22 protein-coding genes are annotated in these 21557 nt (G+C 42.9%); 4 read left to right on the forward strand and 18 right to left on the reverse strand.

Annotation, left to right across the window (positions count from 1 at the left end):
* Window positions 1-72: 72 nt before the first annotated feature.
* The 4 genes from CK503_RS09890 (at window position 73) to galE (ending at window position 3812) form a co-directional block, all read left to right on the forward strand.
* On the forward strand, window positions 73-1719 hold the full coding sequence (locus CK503_RS09890) for a PDZ domain-containing protein (RefSeq protein WP_095606645.1): 1647 nt from the start codon (window positions 73-75) through the stop codon (window positions 1717-1719).
* Between the two features lie 150 nt (window positions 1720-1869).
* Entirely contained in the window at window positions 1870-2238 is a 369-nt protein-coding gene (locus CK503_RS09895) for an acyl-CoA thioesterase (RefSeq protein ID WP_095606646.1), read from the forward strand.
* Between the two features lie 140 nt (window positions 2239-2378).
* Window positions 2379-2732, forward strand: coding sequence for a taurine dioxygenase (locus CK503_RS09900; RefSeq protein WP_255233378.1), 354 nt, complete (start codon window positions 2379-2381; stop codon window positions 2730-2732).
* A gap of 72 nt (window positions 2733-2804) precedes the next feature.
* Window positions 2805-3812 carry a UDP-glucose 4-epimerase GalE gene (galE, locus tag CK503_RS09905; RefSeq protein WP_095606647.1) on the forward strand — a complete coding sequence of 336 codons (1008 nt, stop codon included), beginning with the start codon at window positions 2805-2807 and terminating at the stop codon, window positions 3810-3812.
* A 4-nt stretch (window positions 3813-3816) separates the two neighbouring features.
* Here galE and CK503_RS09910 read toward each other — a convergent pair whose 3' ends face one another.
* The 18 genes from CK503_RS09910 to CK503_RS09995 all read right to left on the reverse strand — a co-directional run bounded on the left by CK503_RS09910 (window position 3817) and on the right by CK503_RS09995 (window position 21303).
* Window positions 3817-4632 carry a methyltransferase domain-containing protein gene (locus CK503_RS09910; RefSeq protein WP_095606648.1) on the reverse strand — a complete coding sequence of 272 codons (816 nt, stop codon included), beginning with the start codon at window positions 4630-4632 and terminating at the stop codon, window positions 3817-3819.
* Between the two features lie 25 nt (window positions 4633-4657).
* Window positions 4658-5773, reverse strand: coding sequence for a DUF4837 family protein (locus CK503_RS09915; protein WP_095606649.1), 1116 nt, complete (start codon window positions 5771-5773; stop codon window positions 4658-4660).
* Between the two features lie 24 nt (window positions 5774-5797).
* A complete protein-coding gene (trpA, locus tag CK503_RS09920; protein ID WP_095606650.1) occupies window positions 5798-6610 on the reverse strand; it encodes a tryptophan synthase subunit alpha in 813 nt (270 codons plus the stop codon).
* Window positions 6611-6651: 41 nt separating this feature from the next.
* Window positions 6652-7839, reverse strand: a complete 1188-nt coding sequence (gene trpB, locus CK503_RS09925; protein WP_095606651.1) for a tryptophan synthase subunit beta — start codon at window positions 7837-7839, stop codon at window positions 6652-6654.
* A 106-nt stretch (window positions 7840-7945) separates the two neighbouring features.
* The gene (locus CK503_RS09930; RefSeq protein ID WP_095606652.1) at window positions 7946-8620 is read right to left on the reverse strand and encodes a phosphoribosylanthranilate isomerase; all 675 of its coding nucleotides are present in this window, start codon (window positions 8618-8620) and stop codon (window positions 7946-7948) included.
* An 18-nt stretch (window positions 8621-8638) separates the two neighbouring features.
* On the reverse strand, window positions 8639-9436 hold the full coding sequence (gene trpC / locus CK503_RS09935) for an indole-3-glycerol phosphate synthase TrpC (RefSeq protein WP_095606653.1): 798 nt from the start codon (window positions 9434-9436) through the stop codon (window positions 8639-8641).
* A 9-nt stretch (window positions 9437-9445) separates the two neighbouring features.
* Entirely contained in the window at window positions 9446-10486 is a 1041-nt protein-coding gene (trpD, locus tag CK503_RS09940) for an anthranilate phosphoribosyltransferase (protein WP_095606654.1), read from the reverse strand.
* A gap of 64 nt (window positions 10487-10550) precedes the next feature.
* Window positions 10551-11132, reverse strand: a complete 582-nt coding sequence (locus CK503_RS09945; protein WP_095606655.1) for an anthranilate synthase component II — start codon at window positions 11130-11132, stop codon at window positions 10551-10553.
* Window positions 11129-12190: a tryptophan--tRNA ligase gene (gene trpS, locus CK503_RS09950; protein WP_095606656.1), complete on the reverse strand. Its 1062-nt coding sequence runs from the start codon at window positions 12188-12190 to the stop codon at window positions 11129-11131. Before trpS ends, CK503_RS09945 begins: the two co-directional genes overlap by 4 nt.
* A gap of 146 nt (window positions 12191-12336) precedes the next feature.
* A complete protein-coding gene (gene trpE, locus CK503_RS09955) occupies window positions 12337-13809 on the reverse strand; it encodes an anthranilate synthase component I (RefSeq protein WP_095606657.1) in 1473 nt (490 codons plus the stop codon).
* A gap of 307 nt (window positions 13810-14116) precedes the next feature.
* Complete coding sequence (pssA, locus tag CK503_RS09960) at window positions 14117-14947, reverse strand: CDP-diacylglycerol--serine O-phosphatidyltransferase (protein WP_095606658.1); 831 nt, start codon at window positions 14945-14947, stop codon at window positions 14117-14119.
* Window position 14948: 1 nt separating this feature from the next.
* Window positions 14949-15602, reverse strand: coding sequence for a phosphatidylserine decarboxylase family protein (locus CK503_RS09965; RefSeq protein ID WP_095606659.1), 654 nt, complete (start codon window positions 15600-15602; stop codon window positions 14949-14951).
* Between the two features lie 15 nt (window positions 15603-15617).
* Window positions 15618-16952: an RIP metalloprotease RseP gene (gene rseP, locus CK503_RS09970; RefSeq protein WP_095606660.1), complete on the reverse strand. Its 1335-nt coding sequence runs from the start codon at window positions 16950-16952 to the stop codon at window positions 15618-15620.
* A 15-nt stretch (window positions 16953-16967) separates the two neighbouring features.
* The gene (locus CK503_RS09975) at window positions 16968-18119 is read right to left on the reverse strand and encodes a 1-deoxy-D-xylulose-5-phosphate reductoisomerase (RefSeq protein WP_255233379.1); all 1152 of its coding nucleotides are present in this window, start codon (window positions 18117-18119) and stop codon (window positions 16968-16970) included.
* A gap of 78 nt (window positions 18120-18197) precedes the next feature.
* Window positions 18198-19037: a histone deacetylase family protein gene (locus CK503_RS09980; protein WP_176466279.1), complete on the reverse strand. Its 840-nt coding sequence runs from the start codon at window positions 19035-19037 to the stop codon at window positions 18198-18200.
* A 72-nt stretch (window positions 19038-19109) separates the two neighbouring features.
* A complete protein-coding gene (gene pgeF / locus CK503_RS09985) occupies window positions 19110-19874 on the reverse strand; it encodes a peptidoglycan editing factor PgeF (RefSeq protein WP_095606663.1) in 765 nt (254 codons plus the stop codon).
* Window positions 19855-20757 (reverse strand): shikimate dehydrogenase, encoded by a 903-nt coding sequence (locus CK503_RS09990; protein WP_255233380.1) that lies wholly within the window; start codon window positions 20755-20757, stop codon window positions 19855-19857. The genes pgeF and CK503_RS09990 overlap by 20 nt, the downstream gene beginning before the upstream one ends.
* Window positions 20758-20784: 27 nt before the next feature.
* Complete coding sequence (locus CK503_RS09995) at window positions 20785-21303, reverse strand: SRPBCC family protein (RefSeq protein ID WP_095606664.1); 519 nt, start codon at window positions 21301-21303, stop codon at window positions 20785-20787.
* Window positions 21304-21557: the final 254 nt, after the last annotated feature.

Here is a 21557-nt window from a genome sequence, read left to right on the forward strand (position 1 = left end):
CATAGACTTTGCAGCTTTGGTTGTTTGTTACTTAGTTACTGCAAATCGCTTACAACTTAATTTTAGCATTCCATGAAGAAACTTTCCGTTCCCTTTCTTTGGATAACCATTACTTTTTTAACCCTCACCCCAGTTGCGGATGCTTTTGGCCAAGATGACGACACTCGTCTTTTAAGAGAGCCAACCATCAGCGAAGATCGCATTGTTGCGGCGGATATCCCTGAAGCGGATTACGCAGGTCTCCTTTCCGGTCCGGAAAATCATGTATTCTATCAGCAGGAAGGTACACTGCAACGATATAACGTGCAGGAAGAAAAATCTGAGGAATTTATCTCTTCTATCCAGGAGGCCAAAATTTCGCACGATCGGAAAAATCTGCTATATCGCAGTGGTGAAACCTGGGGCATTGTATCTACCGTGGGCAGTCCACAAAAACCGGGCGACGGACAAATTGATGTCAGTGATGTTCAGGTACGTGTTAATCCACAAGACGAATGGCAGCAAATTTTTCGTGAAGGATGGCGATTCCAACGCGACTTTTTATACGTGGATAACGAACACGGTGCGCCCTGGCAAAAAATCTATGAGTGGTACAAACCTTGGGTTGATCACATTCGACATCGTTCGAATATGAGTTACCTTATCGATATTCTCGGCGGCGAAATATCGGTTGGCCACTCGTATACTTACGGCGGTGATTATCCCGATCTTGATCAAGTTTCCATAGGATTACTTGGAGCTGATTTGGAAAGGCATGAAGGGCGTTACCGCATCAAAAAGATATATAGCGATGAGAACTGGAATCCCAACTTACACGCTCCTCTTGCCCAACCCGGAATTGATGTGCAAGAAGGCGACTATATTCTCGCTGTAAATGGCCGTGATCTTCAGGCGCCTTCCAACCCCTTTCGACTGTTTGAAGAAACAGCAGAGCGGAATACGATTTTGACTGTAAGCAGTTCTCCAAATATGGAGGATACACGAAACGTATCAGTTAAACCAGTCTCTGACGAGAGTGACCTTCGTCTCCGTAACTGGATAGAAAGCAACCGTAGAAAAGTTGATGAAATGTCTGACGGCAAACTTGCCTATGTGTGGCTTCCAAACACCGGCCAAGGTGGTTTTGAAGCATTTAACCGCTATTATTTTGCACAACAAGATAAAGACGGTGTGGTCATTGACGAGCGTAATAACGGCGGCGGTTCTGCAGCAGATTATATGATCGATGTTATGAATCGAGAGTTATTAGGATATTTCAACAGTAAGGTTGGTGATAAATATCCTCCCTTCACAACTCCTATGGCCGGCCTGTGGGGACCAAAAGTTATGTTGATCAATGAACGTGCTGGTTCAGGTGGTGATTTGTTGCCATATATGTTTCGAGAAAAAGAAATCGGTCCTCTTATTGGCACGCGTACCTGGGGCGGTTTAGTTGGCACATGGGATACGCCGCAATTTATTGACGGAGGTGGCATGATTGCACCACGCGGGGGGTTTTTCAATACAGACGGTGAGTGGGATGTAGAGGATGAAGGCATTAGTCCCGATATTCAGGTTATGCAAAAGCCAGCCGCTGTAATAAACGGAGGAGATCCCCAACTACGACGCTCGGTTAATGAAGCCTTGAATTTGCTAAAAGATCACAATGTCGAACTAAAAGAGGAGCCTGCACCACCTAACAAATGGAGACGAGCAGACAAAACTGAGGGATGGAATTGATGCTTGTCACTAAATAAATTAAAAGCCCGGCTGATTGCCGGGCTTTCTTATTGAAATTTATTACTCCGCAAATCAGCAAGCTCTATAAGCATTAGTAACTGTAATTTCCTACCTTTACCTTTCATTATTATTGAAGTAAATAACTTAACTATGCAATTTTTTAGTCGAAAACTAATTAAACCCGAAGACTTAAACGCCCATGGAACGCTTTTCGGCGGGTCGGTACTAAGCTGGGTTGATGAGGAATCAGCGATATTTGTTACCTGTCAGCTCGATAAGGGTAACATTGTCACCAAATATATGTCCGAAATTGATTTTGTGAGTTCGGCCGGACTCGGTGATATCATCGAAATTGGTATGGAAACAGTAAAGTTCGGAACGAGCTCAATAACAGTCCGTTGCGAAGTGCGTCACAAATTTACAAAAGAAACCATTATCAAAATTGATAAAATCGTATTTGTGCATCTTGTGGATGGAAAACCAACACCACATGGAGTCAATGAAGCTCAAAATGAATAGCTTGGTTATATTTCTCTAAATGAAAATGTGATAATATTTCAGCTTATCTGATTTCATTTTGTTAATTTTCGGATCACTATTATACAAACAGTATAAAATACGTTAGTAAAAGCATTATCATCTAAGACAGGAAATTGTACATGAATTATAAGTTTATCGATCCCGATAAAATTAGCAATATGCTTTTTAATGACTCAGAATATGTCGCCGAGTTTTGCGAAGCCGGGGTTACTTCTTTTAATGAGTTTATTGAAAACTATTGCACCCATTTGTTAGATCGAAACATGGCCGATCTCCGAAAGGCTGGTCACAAGATTAAACCCGGTGCTCAGATGATGGGAGCCGATGAGGTCGTAGACGAATATGAGCGTGCCAAAATCCTGCTCAACGATAATGCTGGCGATGAAGAGCTCGAGGAATCAGTTAACAAAATGAGTGATATTTGTTCAACTATTAAAAAGGAATTAACCCACCTTGCTGATGCACAGACATGATATTTTTTGCTTAAGAGTATCGATATTTCAGGCAGAGCATTCTAATTTTTAAAACTCAAACCTAACTACATAGTGAGTATTTTAGTTACCGGCGGTGCTGGATTTATAGGCAGCCATACCGTTGTCGAATTGTTGAATAATAACGAAGACGTCATCGTTGTTGATAACCTTAGCAATAGTAAGAAGGAAGCTCTTAATCGGGTCGAGGAAATTACTGGTAAATCACTCACTTTTTATAAGACCGATCTTCTTGATAAAGAGGGCTTAGAGAGTATTTTTAGTGACCATGAAATTGATTCGGTCATCCATTTCGCCGGTTTTAAAGCCGTAGGAGAATCGGTAGAAAAACCACTGATGTATTATGACAACAATATCACGGGCACTATTTATCTCTGCGAGGTAATGAGAGAGCATAACGTAAACAATATTGTCTTTAGCTCTTCATCAACTGTTTACGGTGATCCCGAAGAAGTGCCCGTAAAGGAGCATTTTCCCGTTTCAGCCACCAATCCATACGGACGCACCAAGCTTTTTATTGAGGAAATTTTGCGTGATCTACATACTGCTAATAACAGCTGGAATGTAGCCCTACTACGGTATTTTAATCCTGTAGGAGCTCATCCCAGCGGAAAAATTGGTGAAGATCCTAACGATATTCCCAATAATCTAATGCCATATATAACACAAGTTGCTGTAGGAAAACTCGAGAAACTTTCTGTTTTCGGCGATGATTATTCCACACCCGATGGTACCGGCGTCCGCGATTATATTCATGTCGTAGATCTGGCAAAAGGACACCTAAGTGCGCTTAAAAAGCTGAAAGAAAATCCCGGAGTGGTCACCTACAATCTGGGGACCGGAACCGGTTACAGCGTGTTAGATGTCGTAAAAGCTTTTGAAAAAGCTTCAGGAAAAGATATTCCCTACGAAATAACCGACCGGCGGGCCGGCGATATTGCCATAAATTTTGCCGATCCATCCAAAGCCGAAAAAGAGTTGGGGTGGAAAGCTGAATACGACTTAGTAGATATGTGTCGCGACTCGTGGCGCTGGCAATCGCAAAATCCTGATGGATATTAATTCATTAGGAATCGAAATCTCTTTTAACCGCCAGAAAGATGACGTGATAATCCACCGAAATCTTTCCTTCTGTTGAAGAATCCCAATGCTCAACAAGGAGTGACATCTCTTTTGATGTCAACTGTCGCCCCTGTTTCAGGGTATCCATTCCCAACTTTTTAAATTCACCAAAAAAGTCTTTAGCACTTTCATACTCACGGGTAATGGTATCCTCATAATAATCAACCTGCGCGGGGCCAACAGACATTTTGATGACCATCTCTTCCACATCAGGTAACTCGTTAGCTGTGAACGGCAACCCCAGCTTCTGACAAAATTTTCTCCATTTGGGGAAGCTCTCATTACCGGGAAAAGAAGCTAATAACAATCCGCCCGGTTTCGTAATTTCCAACCATTTTGCCAATGTTTGAGCCGGATGATCAAACCAGTGAGCCGTAAATCCACTTATTGTTAACCCATAGTGCGGCTCATCAAATTCAGGAACCTGCTCCGCATCCGCTACTTTAAACGTTAGATTCTCATAGTCAGCAAATTTGTTGCTGCAAAACTCGATCATCCCCTCCGACAGATCTGTAACTTCAATTACTCTATCAGGATATAAATCAATTACTCCCTTCGTTACAAATCCTGTTCCGGCACCCAATTCGATAATCGGTCCTGCGGGAATAATATCTCTCCACGGCTCTAATGAGGCAATAAGGCGCTCTGCCACCTCCTTTTGCACGTATGCATGTTCATCATAATACGAAGCGGCGTTACTGAATGAATCAGCTATTTCTCGTTTAACGTCGTTATCAGTTACTGCACGTTGGTCATCCATATACTAACTTCTACTACTAAAAATCTTATTCCTCTGATGCTATATTTTCCTGATCTTGGTGCCAGGTCGAGTCGCTTTGGAAGGTGCGAATCATAGCCCTGAACTGCCGTACAAAGTTACGTTTATCATATTTGGGAGCAAATTGGGCAAACTCAAGCATAAACAAACGGTCCGACTCTTCATCATATACCGTCAAATTAACAAACGGTCCGGCCATGGCATCATTAGTCATCGTCCACACTCCCAACGTTTCAAATGCTAAATCATCATTATACATAAACTGCTCCGTTTCATGAGGACGGTTATATGCAGTCGTAACATACGATTCTTCGCGTGACCCGCGAACCCATTGTTCATTCAGGGAATCTCTTTTGGCATTAATCCAATCTTCATCAATATGGCTTGCATCATCAATCTCTCGCCACCAACTCCAAAACCAGCGATCATTTTCAGGCAACGGACGCCGCATCGTCATAAAGTGCTGTTGAACACCATTCTCCGTATAAGTGGTATCAATATTTTTAATCCAATCGTGCTGAATACGAATCTGCCATCCCTCATGCTCCCACAAGCTATCAGCAAGAGCAACCTGTTCACCACGATCATAAATCTCCTCGGTGTACCGCTGTATCTCCTTATCAATTAAATTATCCGTTAATGTTTCTTCGGAATTTCGTATCTGCTCTGCAAGAGTTGAATCTGACTGACCGGATAAAAGCATAAGCCACTGATCGCGATACCAGTGATTCTTCAATGGAAAGGCAAATGACTCACCCTCCCGCACTTGACGTTCAATTTCATCACTTAGTAACGCACGAATTAATTCTCCGGTATTCGTAGTGTCATCAATAGGAGCAGCTACAATCAAATTACGATATCGTTTAAGCTGTTCTAACTGTTGATTCGAATTAAAATCCTGAAAACGAAGGTCAAAGCGAGGAGGTTTTCCGGGAATCGTCTGAATCCATCCACCAAACGTTTCACGCAAAGCTTCCGCCGTCTCACTTTCATACTGCGTCGAATCCATTATTACGACGACTTCACCAAAACTGCCGCGAGCTTTTTGCCTATAATCGCCCTCACAGCCGACCCAAACGGCCACAAGAAGAATAAGTACTGATAGTTTTAATATTGATTTCATAGCCTCAATAATGACATTAAAATTTTACTCTTTACCATACTTTAACCTTCTAACAAATGCAAACACCTCATCCTTCCATCCTTCTTCCGGATAATGTTCCCGGATAGTATCAATTAATGCGCTCCCAACAATAAAACCGTCCATATCGGCCGCTATACGCTGGGCATCTTCATGCGATTTAATCCCAAAACCAACCATTTTGGGATTTTTGGTTACATTCTTCTTCACGCGATCAATAAACTTCTGGACAGACTTCGCTACCTCATCGCCCTCACGTGCTCCTGTAACGCCTGTTACCGACACACAGTATACAAATCCCTGCGATTGTTGATCAATCTTTCGCATACGCTCATCAGAAGTATTCGGAGCAACCAAATAGATTATCGGCAATCCCTTTTTCTCGGCTTCCTCTTTCAAAATACCCGACTCTTCTATCGGAATATCCGGGATGATCAACCCATCTACTCCAACATTAGCGGCATCCCTACAAAAAGCTTCTACGCCATATCGCAAAACCGGATTGATATACCCCATCAAAATAATGGGAATCTGTGATTTCTCCCGCACTTGCTCTACAATATGCAGGATTTTCTTCATCGTGATCCCCTGCTCAATCGCAACATTGCTTGAATATTGAATAGTGGGTCCGTCGGCCAAAGGATCACTGAACGGCATACCCAGCTCAACTAAGTCCACTCCGTTTTCTTCAAATCCCAAAATAAGATCAACAGTGGCTTGTGGATCGGGATAGCCTGCCGTTAGAAAAAGGCTCATGATCTTTTCAGAGCCATCGTGACGTTCAAAAAGTTGTGCTATTCTGTTTTCTGTCTGAATCATTAAGAACCTATGTTTATAGCTAATTCCGGGTTATCTGTGTTCTAAATATTTCTTGAGATAGTGCCCATATCTTTATCACCGCGACCGGAGCAGTTCAATACTACAATTTCATCTTTGGATGTCTTAGGCATCAGCTCTTCTAAATACGCTATCGCGTGAGCCGTTTCGAGTGCCGGAATAATGCCTTCGGTTTCAGAAAGGAGTTTAACTCCCTCCATCGCCTGATCATCTGTGATGGCTTTATACTTCACGCGCTTGGTTTTATGCAAATACGAGTGCTCGGGACCAATGCCCGGATAATCGAGTCCGGCTGATATCGAGTGAGCCAGCTGAATTTGTCCTTCAGAATTATGCAACAGATAGCTCATAGATCCATGCAGAACACCGGGTTGGCCAATGGTAAGCGTTGCAGCCGTTTTATCCGTATCGGCACCTAATCCAGCGGCTTCAAGTCCATACATTTGCACCGATTCATCTTCGATATAGGGATAAAAAATGCCTATCGCATTCGATCCTCCTCCCACGCAGGCCAGCAGATAATCCGGGGCTTCCCGTCCTTCGGCCTCGGCCAACTGCTTGCGGGTTTCATCCCCTATCACGCGGTGAAAGTTGCGCACCATCTTAGGATACGGATGAGGTCCCACGACCGATCCAATAATATAAAATGTATCTTCAACATTGGTCACCCAGTCACGAATGGCTTCGTTGGTGGCATCCTTCAGGGTCTGTGAACCACTGGTAACAGGACGTACTTCAGTGCCAAGCAATCGCATTCGCTCAACATTCAATTTTTGACGCTCCATATCCTCGGCTCCCATATACACGATACAATCCACACCAAACTTAGCACAGGCTGTGGCGGTAGCCACCCCATGCTGCCCGGCCCCTGTCTCGGCAATAATGCGATCCTTACCCATACGCTGTGCCAGCAGAATCTGCCCGATAGCATTATTGATCTTATGCGCCCCGGTATGACACAGATCTTCTCGCTTGAGATAAATCTTTGCTTTCCCATAATGATCAGTCAATCTATTGGCATAAGTCAGCTTTGTGGGACGCCCCACGTATTCATTTAGTAGCTGATGGTATTCTTTCTGGAAGATGTCATCATTCCAGGCGTCCTCGTAGGCTGCTTCCAATTCCTCTAACACAGGAATCAAAATTTCCGGGACAAACTTGCCTCCAAAATCACCGTAATACCCTTCCTTCGTCGGTAAATCGTACTTCATTGCTTCCTTATGTTTTTTAGATCCTGAAACAAGTTCAGGATGACACTTTCTGTTAAATTTCTGTTCTCACTCAATACTCATCACTCACTACTCACACTACTCAATACTACAATTCTCCAACCTCCTGCTTTTCCCAGATATCTCGCATCTCTTCCATAAACGCATCCACCTTGTCAAAATCTTTAACTCCGGCTTTAGCTTCCAATCCGCTCGAAACATCCACTGCATACGGATGAACCTGCTTGCAAGCCGATCGAATATTTTCAGGATTCAACCCCCCGGCCAAAAAATACGGCACGCCCCGGGAAACCTCATCCAAAATAGACCAGTCAAACGCCTGTCCCGTTCCACCCCACTTTCCATCCACTTTCGTATCAAAAAGCAAATATTCAACATGATCCAAAAAAGGCTCAATACGCTTATTCAAATCCGAGCTTGTATCTCCCTCCTCCACGTGAATAGCTTTAATCACCGACTTATCTACCAATGAGCAATAATCAGGATTTTCGTCACCATGCAACTGTACAAAATCGATGCCCGTCTGACGTGCAATCATATTGACATCGTCCAGCGGCTGATTAACAAAAACACCTACGCACTCAAGCCCGTGCAACCAGTTAATCATCGCACCCGCCTTTGCAGGCGAAACATAGCGGGGGCTATCTCCATAGAACACAAACCCCATATAATGTGCCAGTGCCCCCGAAACAAATCGGGCATCTTCCAGCGTGGTAATTCCACAAATTTTTACTTTCGTTCGTTCTTCCGGATCTGCAAACATTTACTCAACGTTTTTATCTTAAATTAATTTCTGTAATTCCGATTTCATATTCTTGACCGCTTTGCCGGGATCAGGTTGACGCATAAAGTACTCCCCAATCAGTGCTGCATGGATACCCTCAGCAAAAAGTAGATTTAAATTTTCCGGGCTGCTTAACCCACTCTCAGAGACAAGTACCATATCCTCGGGAGCCTTATGCAGAAGTTCAATACCGCGATGCAAATCTACTTCAAAAGATCTCAAATCACGATTATTGACGCCTAAAATATCAACATGCTCAAAGTTAACATATTCGATATCTTCTTCAGAATAACATTCGACCAAGGCCTGTAAGCCAAACTCTTTTGTGGCGTGTAAAAGTTCGTCAAGCTGACTTCCCTCCGTAATCGTTGCAATCAATAACACCGCATCCGCGCCATAAGCCTTTGCTTCTTTTACCTGATAGGGATCAACAATAAAATCCTTTCTTAGTAGTGGAATGGACACTTCTTCAGAAGCAATTTTCAAGTATTTAAGACTCCCTTTGAACGCAGGCTCGTCAGTCAACACAGAGATAGCCGAAGCCCCTCCCTCCTGGTATTGCCCCGCTATTTTTTGCGGATCAAAATCGGGACGAATCAATCCTTTCGAGGGAGATGCTTTTTTAATTTCTGCTATAATAGCCACATCATTTTCGATCTGCAGCGCCTCCCCGAAATTTCGGGGAGGCTGCTCAAAAAGCTCCATATCTCCAAGATCATTAAAACTTACCTTATCCTTTCGTTTTTTAAGATCAATTTTCGTCTGTTCAACGATTTCTTCTAAAATATTGGGCATAATATATACTTATTTCGCAGCGTCATTAGAAGCTTCAACATATCTGTCCAGTGCTTTTTTTGCTTTGCCGGATCGCAGACTTTCTTCCGCCAGTTTACGTGCTTCGGTCAGGTGATTCACTTTACCGGAGGCGTGAATTCCAAACGTAGCATTCAACAGAATAACATCCCGCTGGGGATCGGTGGATTTATTATCTAAAATATTACGAATAATATTCGCATTGTATTTAGCATCACCGCCCTGCAAGGATTCTAAATCCGTCCACTCAAAATCAAGCGATTTAGGATCGAAGGTCGTCGACTCTTTCACCATATTGTGATTGAGCTCGTAAATCTCCGACTGAGAGGCCAAACTCACTTCATCCAAGCCATCATGGGCATTTACCGTATAGGCAAAGTCAGTATCCAGATTTGCAAGGATGTGGGCGATTTCCCGGGCCACCTCCCTGCTGTAAGCACCGATCATCTGACGCTTTACTCCGGCCGGATTTAGCAACGGTCCCAGAATATTGAAAAAGGTTCGAATGCCCATCGTGCGACGGGCCGGCATCACGTGCTTCATGGCAGGATGGAAATTGGGAGCAAACATAAATACGAGTCCCGCCTCTCCAAACACTTGTTCAACCTGCTTTTTATCTAAATCGATTACCGCGCCGAGTTCTTCCAAAACATCAGCACTACCACTTTTGCTCGAAACACTTCGATTGCCATGTTTGAGAACCGGAACGTCGGCACCGGCCACCACAAACATCGAGGCCGTAGAAATATTGAACGTTCCGGAACTGTCTCCGCCGGTTCCACAAAGATCGACCGCACCATCTACATTTACCTCCGGCTTTATAGCTGCTTCACGCATCACACGCACAAAAGCAGTAAGCTCTTGAGTGGTTTCACCCTTGCTCCGCATAGCGGTTAAAAAAGCGGCCACTTGCTCATTGGGAACCCCTCCCCTTACAATTCTTTGAAGTGCACTTTTGGCCTCATTTGAATCGAGATTTTCCCGACGAATTAACTTATTTAATATTGAGCTGAATTCTATAACCTTCTGCATTTCAAATATTTAATGAATTTATCTTAACACAGTTAACTTTTAATTAGCAATATCCTTTAAGAGATTATTTTGCTATTTCATATTTCAATGCAAGCCAGTTTTTGATGATATTGGGTCCTTCTGTTGTAAGGATGCTTTCGGGATGAAACTGGATTCCTTCAAGTGGATATTCACGGTGTCGCAGTCCCATAATCACTTGATCATCACTATGAGCTGAAATTTCCAACTCACACGGTATACTATCGGGATCGAGCACCAATGAATGGTAGCGAGTAGCAGTGAAATTATCCGGGATATTCCCAAATACTGATTTACCATCGTGCTTAATGGCGGATGTCTTTCCATGCATCAATTTTGGAGCGTGAATAACCTTGCCGCCAAACACTTCTCCAATCGCCTGGTGACCAAGACAAACGCCTAAAATCGGCGTCTCATGCCCCAACTCTTTAATGATCGGCTCCGTAATCCCTGCATCAGCAGGACGTCCAGGACCAGGCGAAATGAGTATCCTGTCGGGATTTAACTCTTTTACTTGCTCCACGGTGAGATCATCATTACGGATCACTCGGTAGTCATCCGTGTACTCCGCCACGATATGCACCAGGTTATAAGTAAAGGAATCGTAATTGTCGATGATTAAAATCATTGTAAAGCTTCTTTAAGCTTAATTTTATCAATCCTACTAGATAATTTATCTATCCTCGCTTTATGACTATTTGTTGTGAAATAATGTCCCCTAAATAAACCAACAGCTTCACGTACTGGTCCCATAACCTTTTCAGCTCTTTTTCTTGCTTTTCTTCCACCTTCAACTAGAATTTCAACTACCGTATCCAAATCCTGTTCCAGTTCTTTACGCCGTTCTCTGGCTTCCGCGAAATATTCTTCAATCATACCCAACAACTCTTTCTTAGCATGACCGTACCCATACCCCCCGGCCCGATACTTCTCAGCGATCTCATTCTGTTTCTCTTCATCGGCAAACAGTTTGATCAACGCAAACACATTACAACTTTCCGGATCTTTGGGTTCATCCAACGGCGTGGAATCAGTCTCTATCGACATCACTTTTTTCTTTAGCTCTTTGCCCTCATCAAAAATACCAATGGTATTGCCGTAGGACTTGCTCATCTTCTGTCCGTCTATACCGGGCACCACCGCCACAGATTCCAAAATGTATGGTTCCGGCAGCTTCAAATATTCATCGCCATAATTGTGATTGAACTTACCGGCCAAATCGCGACAAATTTCAATATTCTGCTTCTGATCCTGTCCCACAGGCACCAAGTCAGCATTGTACATTAAAATATCTGCTGCCTGCAGGATCGGATAGGTAAACAAACCTATATTCGGTTTCAGTCCCTGTGCTACCTTATCTTTATATGCTACACCTTTCTCCATCAGACTAACGGGACAAAAAGTGCCTAAAATCCAGGCCAATTCCGCATGCTGAGGTACATCACTCTGGGCAAAAAATGTCGCTTTATCAGGATCCAATCCCAATGCCAGGTAATCGAGTGCTACATCGATCGTATTCTGATAAATTTCTTCACCGTCATTGATGGATGTCAATGAGTGATAGTTCGCAATAAAATAAAAGGCATCGCCCTCTTCCTGCATCTGTATATGCTGACGCAGGGCTCCAAAGTAGTTGCCTAAATGAAGTTTTCCTGACGATTGTATACCTGATAATATTGTTTTCATTGGTGTTTCGTTTTCTAACTTTATTATTAATTCTTTTAAAGTTTCGTGTCATCCTGAATTCATTTCAGGATCTATCAATATTATTCTTTCAAATGCTGAAACCCCGATTAGTCGGGACGCGGCAAGTTCAGCATGACATTTTTAAATTAATCCGTTATCGACAAGGCCACGCTTAATGCCTCTACCAGCGCATCGGCCTTATTTTGGGTTTCCACATATTCTTTTTCGGGATCACTGTCGGCCACAATACCAGCCCCCGCCTGAATATACACTTTTGAATCGGTAACAAGCATGGTACGAATCACAATACAGGTATCCATATTGCCCGAAAAATCAAAATAACCCACGGCTCCCGCATAAGGACCGCGTTTTGTTGGTTCCAGTTCATCAATGATTTCCATAGCACGAATTTTCGGTGCCCCACTGACCGTGCCCGCCGGGAAGCAGTGTTTAAGTGCATCCACTGCTGTTTTTTTATCAGCCAATTCGCCCTTCACATCCGATACAATATGCATCACATGCGAATATCGCTCGATCACCTGCTCGCGGACCGGCTTGACGGTAGCAGGTTTACACACGCGCGATAAGTCATTACGTCCCAAATCAACCAGCATTACGTGCTCGGCAATTTCCTTGGGATCGTTCTTAAGATCTTGCTCAAGTTCCAAATCCTCTTCAGGAGTTTTCCCACGCGGACGTGTACCGGCAATAGGTAGGAGTTGAGCCGTCTCATCCTGCACGCGGACCAAAACCTCAGGCGACGATCCGATCAATCCAAAATCATCAAAATCCAAAAAGAACAAATACGGCGAAGGGTTCACCATTCGCAGGGCGCGATACAACATAAAGCGATCTCCACTGAAATCCGTTTCAAATCGCTGCGATAACACCACCTGGAATATATCTCCTTCATAAATATATTCTTTGGCCTTCTCAACCATGGCCTCAAATTCATGCTGTTCGATATTGCTGGTCAGTTTATCCAGATTAATTGAAAAGGAAAAGGAATCCTCCGATCGTCCCGGCTTATAGACTAACTCCTCCATCCGATCAAGTGACTGCTGCGCTTCATCATATAATTCACCAACTGATTTATCTGGCTCATCCGTGAACACCGTTTTGATGATGATCACCTGCTGCTTAACGTGATCGAAGGCGTAGACTTCATCATAAAACGCCCAGATGGCTTCAGGAATATTTAAATCGTCGGGGGGCGTTTCTCCGAGCTCCTCTACTTCACGAACTGTATCATAGGAAGAAAATCCGACGGCTCCACCGGTTAAACGAGGCAAGTCAGGCAACTTGGGTTCGCTATGCTGCGTCGTTAGTTCTTTAAGTGCTTCAAAATACGGTTGGTCGAGGACTTTTTTGTGAGCATCTCTCTGCAAGGTTACCTGTTCCCCGTCGTACTCCAAAACTTGGTAGGGATTGCGACCCAAAAAGGAATACCGTGCAACTTGCTCCCCTCCTTCTACTGACTCCAACAAAAAAGGATACTCAGCACCTTTTCGCAGTGATAAAAAGAGGGAAACTGGCGTCAGAACATCAGCCATCAGTCGCCGATAAACAGGCACAGCTGTGTAATCTTTTGTTAATTTTTTAAACTTTTCTAAATCCATTTTAGATTATTTTATATCCTGAAACCCCGATTAGTCGGAACACGGCAAGTTCAGGATGACATGAAATTCATAACACTATCTAAAAAACAAAAAAGCCCACTCCAGTTTCCTGCAGTGGGCTCTATAAAATTCTTTTCCTCAATCTAACTCATAAAAATGCCACTGCCTGCGTATGTTGCTTAACAGGCCACCACCAACTGATATTTTTATGAGCAGATTTTTTCATAACGATCTGAAGATAGTATCCGACGAGGCGAAAATCAACAAGTTTATTTGGGAAGCGTAACATCTATAAAACATAACTGAATTAGTTTATGTTCTCCTCTAAAAACTCATCATCCCCAAAGGCCTCTTTCCAAAACAGGTAGGCCCCTACTAAAATGCCTTTCAGAACAAAGATAGAAAACACAATCATTAATCCGACTTCCTGAAAGAGCAGAATTAGTATCCCATAAACAATAAAAAGAGAAAACTTTATTTTATGTTTCCGAACTGACTGTTTGTCAAAACTTGGCATTTTATCAAAGGGAATGGTGCTAACCATCAAAAAGGAAAGCAGTACAATCAGTGGGATTAAAATAGCGTTAATTCCGTATTCAAATCCTTCAAATAACTCAAGTTGATTATAGAAGGTGAGGTAAAAGGCAGCGATCATTATCGCCTGTCCCGGTATGGGAAGCCCTTTAAAAAAGTCTTCCTGACTTTCCTGTACATCCACGTTGTATCGGGCCAGTCGTACCGCACCACACAGGGGCGGCAAAGCACTAAGAATAATGCCCACAAATGGAAGCTCAGCCAATCCAAATGAGTACAACAGAAATCCCGGCGCTACGCCGAATGAGACTACATCACTGATAGAGTCGAGCTCAATACCAAATTGGCTTGTAGCATTAGAAAGGCGTGCCATAAATCCGTCGAGAGCATCAAAAAGTCCCGCAAAAACAATAAGCCAGGCTCCAAAAAACAGGCGCCCTTCGGCAATACTGATGATCGCCAAAAAACCACAGAACAGATTCATCAAGGTAAAGAAACTGGGGATCACTGTGCGGGGAATCTGTTTCCTCGACCGACCATTTTTTCTTTTTTTACGCTTTCGGCGACGGCGAAATCGCTTCCATTTCTGTATAGGGTATTTCATCTTATGGATTAATAGTAGCTAAAATTGTTTTTCCCGCCACGGCTTTTTCTCCTTCCGAGACATTTACCTCTACCTCCGGCGGAACAAGTATATCCATTCTGGAACCAAACTTCATCATCCCAAATCGCTTTCCAATCTCGAGCTTATCCCCTTTTTCAATATGATAAACAATTCTTCGTGCCAGAAGCCCGGTAATTTGCCGAAAAAATATTTTTGTCCCGGAGGGATGTTTAACTCCAAAGTCAGCACGCTCGTTCAATTCTGAAGCACGATGATCATAAGCGGCAAGAAACATTCCCGGCTCGTATTCAAGATATTCCAACATTCCGGCTACCGGTATTCGGTTTACATGGACATTAAGGGGCGACAGAAAAATACTTATCTGGGTAGCGGAGCCTTTTATATATCGATCTTCATCAACTTTTTTAATTTGTACAATATTCCCGTCGGCGGGAGAAAGTACCACATTTTCATCTGCAGTAATTTCGCGATCAGGATCACGAAAGAAGTATAAGATAAAAGCTACCAGCAGTGCCATTGCTGTATACAGCAGGTAGGCCGTCCAGTGGGGCTCGATATATCGAGCGATACCACTTACGATAAGAGCAAAAATAAGGGTTACGAATATACTTGTATATCCCTCGCGTGCAAACATATATAAATAATTTAATTAGCCGAACTGTCGCAGAATATCGTTAAAGGTAACAAAAATAAAGAGGGCTATAATCAGCAGAAAACCGATTTGTTGAAGTGCCATTCGTACTTTGGGTGATGGTTCGCGCCGGGTAATTCCCTCATAGATTAAAAACACCAAATGACCGCCATCAAGTACGGGTATTGGTAAAATATTCATAATCGCCAGTGTTATACTCAAGAAGGCCGTAATATTCCAAAACCCAACAAAACCACCGGCGTCCGTCGCCTGTTTTGTGACGCTGGCAATAGCAACCGGACCACCCAAATTGTCACGCACCGAAATATCACCTGAAAACATCTTGGAGAATCCCCCGAAAATTCCAGAAACTGTTTCATTCGTTCGATCAACACCTACATCAAGAGATGCCAATAAACCGTAATTAAATCGATCAACCTCAAAGACATCCATTGAAGGTGCATATATTCCCAACTTATTATCAGTACCAGGTTGGATGGCAAATTCTAATTTCTGGCCTGAGCGGTCAACAAGAAGTGATACCGTATCTTTTGAGGAGGATATTTCCTGAACCAAGTGAGACCAATGCGAAACCTTTTCTCCATTAATCTGTATGATGCGATCCCCAGCCTGTAATCCTGCCTTATCAGCAGGTGTCCCTTCTGCAACTTGACTAATCTGGCTGGGATAAACATTAGCAAATGTAATTAAACCCTGTTGTCCAATCTCATCAAGTAAGCTATCGACCACAGCAATATTAACCTGTTCTCCATCTCTCATAACCGTGTAGCTAAGCGAAGATGACATCATTCTATCTGGAGAAAACAGATCCTGAAAATAAGGTACTTCTTCCCCATTCACGCCTACCAGCTTGTCACCAGATTGAAACCCCACTTGAGCTGCCAAAGAGTTTTCCGCAACGTAAATACTGTCTACGCTATCAAGCTTAACCTTCGTTTCCCCATTCGAAAAAGCCAACCCTGCATAAATTAGCACACCCAAAATCATATTAAAAATGACTCCCGCCGTAATTACAATCATCCGTTGCCACACCGGCTTACTCCGGTATTCCCAGGGCTTGGGTTCCTCATCCAGGTAGTCATCGTCCATGCTTTCATCGATCATGCCCGAAATTTTTACATATCCGCCCAACGGAGTAGCACCTATGCAGTAATCGGTCTCCCCTTTTTGGAAACCCCAAATACGAGGCGGAAATCCGAGCGAGAATCGCTCTACACGCATCCCAAATAATTTCGCCGCCAAAAAGTGTCCCAATTCATGAAAGAACACCAAAATTAAAAGAGCTGCGGCAAAAATTCCCAGCGTTGACAATAAACTTATAATCCATTCCATGAAACAAAGTAGTTCTTAAACAGTTAATGCCAGTTTTCTGGCTTGTTGATCTATATTTTTCAGTGATTCTAACGTAACAGATCCCGAATTATTTAATTGATCCAAACACGATTCAATGACTCTCGGGATATCAATATACGTAATTTCTTTATTCAGAAAGCGCTCTACTGCTATCTCGTTGGCCGCATTCAATATGGCCGGGGCCAATCCGCCCTCTTCGATAGCTTCGATAGCTAAACGTAAGCAGGGAAACCGATCATAGTCAACCGGTTCAAATGTCAAATCAAAGGCTGACTGCCAGTCCAATCGCGGAGCATCAAGAGCTACACGTTCCGGATACGTAAGCGCATACAAAATAGGAACCTTCATTGTTGGTGGCCCCATCTGTGCTTTGCTTGATCCATCCGTAAATGTTACAACCGAATGGATTACACTCTGTGGATGCACAACCGCTTCAATTTTATCCAGCGGCATGTCAAACATCCAGTGTGCTTCAATTATTTCGAGTCCCTTATTCATCATTGTGGCCGAATCGATGGTTATTTTTGCCCCCATCGACCAGTTGGGATGATCGAGCGCATCATCCACCGTAATATCCCGCATCTGTTTTTTTGACCATGTGCGGAATGGTCCGCCACTGGCCGTAATAACCAGCTTTTCTATTTTGTCAAGCGGTTCGCCCACCAAGCACTGCAACATCGCACTATGTTCAGAATCTACCGGGATGAGCTGGCTCCTGTCATCTTTAATAAGCTCATTGATGATTTCTCCGCCAACCACGAGTGATTCTTTATTGGCCAGGGCCACTTTCTTTCCTGCCTTTAAGGCCTCAATAGTAGGCTCAAAACCTGAATATCCTACCAAGCTATTTAGAATCACATCGGCATCATCAAGTGTAGCAAGGTCAAGCAGCTGCTCATACCCAACAAGCAATTCTGTTTCTGAGGGCATTCTTTTATCTAATTCATCAGCATATTGCTCGTTGGCAACCAGCGCATATCGGGGGTGAAATTCCCGAACCTGTTCTAACAGCTTTTGCCAGCTGCTGTTACAGCTAATCCCCAGCACATTGAAGCGATCCGGATGCTCCCGAACTATTTGCAATGCCTGTTCACCGATCGATCCGGTGGAGCCCAATATGACAATATTCTTCTGTTTCAAAAGCACTAATTCAGTTTCAAAATAGCTCTGAAGATAGATAAAATGAGATAGAACTCAGAATCATTTATCCCGTAAAAAATTCAGTCAATACTCCATTTCTTTGGCCGTTCTATACATCAACGCATGGGCCAAAACAGTCTCTTCAAGAGTAGGGGCATAACCTCCCGAAAGTAGCAAAACAAGAGGCAGGTCCTGGGCCACCACTTTTTGAATCACTATTCGGTCGCGACGTTGCAGTCCTTTCTTTGATAAAGACAGCCGGCCAAAATGATCGGTTTCCAGCGGATCAATTCCACCCAAATAAAATACCAAATCGGGATTAAAATCGTCAAAAATGGTATCTAAAGCATCCCCCAACGTTTTTAGGTATTGGTCGTCCTTGGTGTTATCGGGTAACCCAATATCAAGCGTTGAGGGTGGCTTCTTGAACGGGTAGTTCTTTTCGCCATGCAGTGAAAATGTAAACACATGAGGATTATCGTTAAAAATAGCGGCCGTTCCGTTCCCCTGATGCACATCACAATCGATAACTAAAATATTTTTGGCCCACATTGATTGCTGCAACACCTCGATCGCTACGGCAACATCGTTAAAAACACAGAATCCTTCTCCGAAATCAGTCATTGCATGATGAGTACCACCAGCCAGATTTCCAGCTATTCCATCCTGTAAAGCCATTATCGCTGCATTGATCGTGCCCTGTACTGCCAATCGCGATCGAATCGCTAATCGTTTTGACCACGGTAATCCTAATTGACGTAATTTCTTTTTTCCAAGATCTCCATTCATAATTCCATTCGCATAATCCCGGGTGTGCACCATCTGTAAATTAGCCATATCCACCATCGACGGGGAAACGACCTCGGAGGAATCAATAATATTTTCTTCCAACAGATAGCGATGCAAACCCTTAAATTTTTTCATTGGAAAAATATGTTCCTCAGGAAGAGGTGCATAATATCCCGGTGCGTAAGAAACTCTCAATATTCTACGGTATTACTCTGAAATTTGTATTAAAGCTAACATTCGTCCGCTTTTATTTCCTTCTCGACGATAGGAATAAAATTTTTCGGCTTCACCGATAGTGCATTCCTCACATATTTCTATCTGATTACCGGGTATGCCCTTATCCAAAAGCTGATGCCTTATAAAGCTTTTCAAATCCACATGGGGTTTTTCAAAATCGGTATTGTTCACAAACTGATCAGGAAACTGATCGGCAACTTCGATCCCAACCTCAAAATTTTTTAACGATAAACAGGGACTTACAAATGATTTTATTTTTGATGCTTCCGCTCCCTGTTCTTTCATTTTTTTAATTCCTCGAGGAATAATATCTCCCACAGCACCGCGCCAACCGGCATGAAGTGCTGCTATCACCTTATTTTCGGCATCCCACAATAATACCGCAGCACAATCCGCCACCTGTATGGCCAGTGTTAAGCCCGGTACCTTAGTTACCAACCCATCCGTCGAAGGATATGTTCCTCCCTCGGTAACAAATTGTACCCTATTACTATGCACCTGGTCAGCATAGGCCACCCAATCGGAATCAATATCTAAGCTACTGAGTAAAGCTAACCTGTTCCGGGCAACTTGCTCTTTATTCTCCGGAGTATTAAAACCCAGATTCAATCCTGCAATGGCTTGACCCGGGCGTTCGAACTCTTGGTTTTTAAGCGTAAACCAAGCTCGTATATCTTTTTCATCTCGAAGAATCCGGGGAACAATAACAGAGAAATCAGTTTTCAAGTTTTTCATAAAGCGTATCTCTCACAATATTAATGGGAAACGGATAACCGGTCCACAGTTTAAAAGACTCGCTGCCCTGTTGGATTAACATCTCCAGTCCATCAATCATTTGGGCACCGGCCTCAGAAGCTTGTTTTAAGAATTTAGTCTCAACAGGATTATACACAATATCGTAACATATTTTAGCTTCAAGATATTGCTTCTCCTCATCGCGAACCGGAGATGAATCAATTTTGGGATCCATCCCAAGGGGCGTGGTATTTACAATTAACAATGCCTCCTCTGCAAATGAAGTCCAATTTTCGTAGGATACAATTTGTACCCGGCGATTATCACGGTACGAAGTAATGCGGTTAGGTGACCGCGATACCAAAAACATTTCTTCCAGCCCCATTTCTGTTAATCCATATACAATAGCCCGAGCTGCGCCTCCTGTTCCAAAAACTACAGCTGATGCCCCCTCCAGTTCAAATTCATAAGGTTGCAGCGGTTCTGTGAAACCGGCATAATCTGTATTGTATCCCTCAAGCTGATAATCATTTTTAACAATCGTATTTACAGCACCAATTTTTTGAGCCGAAACATCAATAGAATCCAAATAATTGGCAATCGATTGTTTATAGGGTATAGTAACATTGGCTCCCAAAAAAGAATCCCTATTAAAAAAAGAAGCTAAATCAATAAGCTCTTTGCTTTGTACATCTATTGCATGATACTCTGCCTCTATATCATAGTGCTGTAAAGCAATATTATGCATTAATGGCGACCAGCTGTGCTCCACCGGATGGCCAAGGAGTACATAATTCGGATGATTACTTTTTGGACTCTGGATAAATTGAGAAAGGGTCATATATTTTATAGACAAAAAAAATGCGCACTTTTCAGTGCGCATCTAACAAGTTATTAAATATGTAACTAATTATGCTGCCGCTTCTTCTTCAGCTTCTTCTGCTTTAGCCTCAGCTTCTGCTTCCTCCTCTTCAATTTTTGCAAGAGTATCATCAGCTTTTTGCTTAAAAGTACCATCCTCAGCCTCATCCTTAAATCGCTGGAGATCTTTTTTCATCTGAGCGGGAAGCCCCTTAATAAAGTTGGCTAATTCTTCATCAGGCTCTCCATAAAACGTTCGGTAATCGAGACTAAAATCAACTCGTGTACGTTCTCCATTATCAAGCGGTGTAAAACGAATTGTTCCGGTTTGGTTCAGATTACCATTAATTGTAATCCAAGCGAAACGGGTATTTCGTAAATCATCAATGATGTTGGTTGTCCATTCGAAATTTTCACCACCGAGAGTTGTAGAAAGTTCGAATGTTTGAGAATTTATCTTGTTGACGTTTTCAATTCGTTCAAAGAAGTGAGGAAAGTAAGCTGGATCACTTAAGTATTCATAGACTTTGGCTAGAGGCAGGTCAACTTCAATTCTTTCGTGCGCCATAATTTATACTTCGGAGTTGGTTAAAATTAAAAATTGAAAGATTTTTCTAAGGAGATTTTCAATTTTGTAGTAAGGTTAATCCACAATGCGATAAAGATAAGCATTTTATCCGTTTTCAGCAATAATTTTCGTCTTTAAGTTTGATTATTAATTTCTAACATGGATAATATTTTCTGCATTGAGAGTCTCTGCACCCCAAAAATTATTCAAGGGAGAGGACTTCGTAGCAAAAAATAGATTCTTTCCCCTTGAAA

This window comes from Fodinibius salipaludis, assembly GCF_002287075.1.
Classification (GTDB): domain Bacteria; phylum Bacteroidota; class Rhodothermia; order Balneolales; family Balneolaceae; genus Fodinibius; species Fodinibius salipaludis.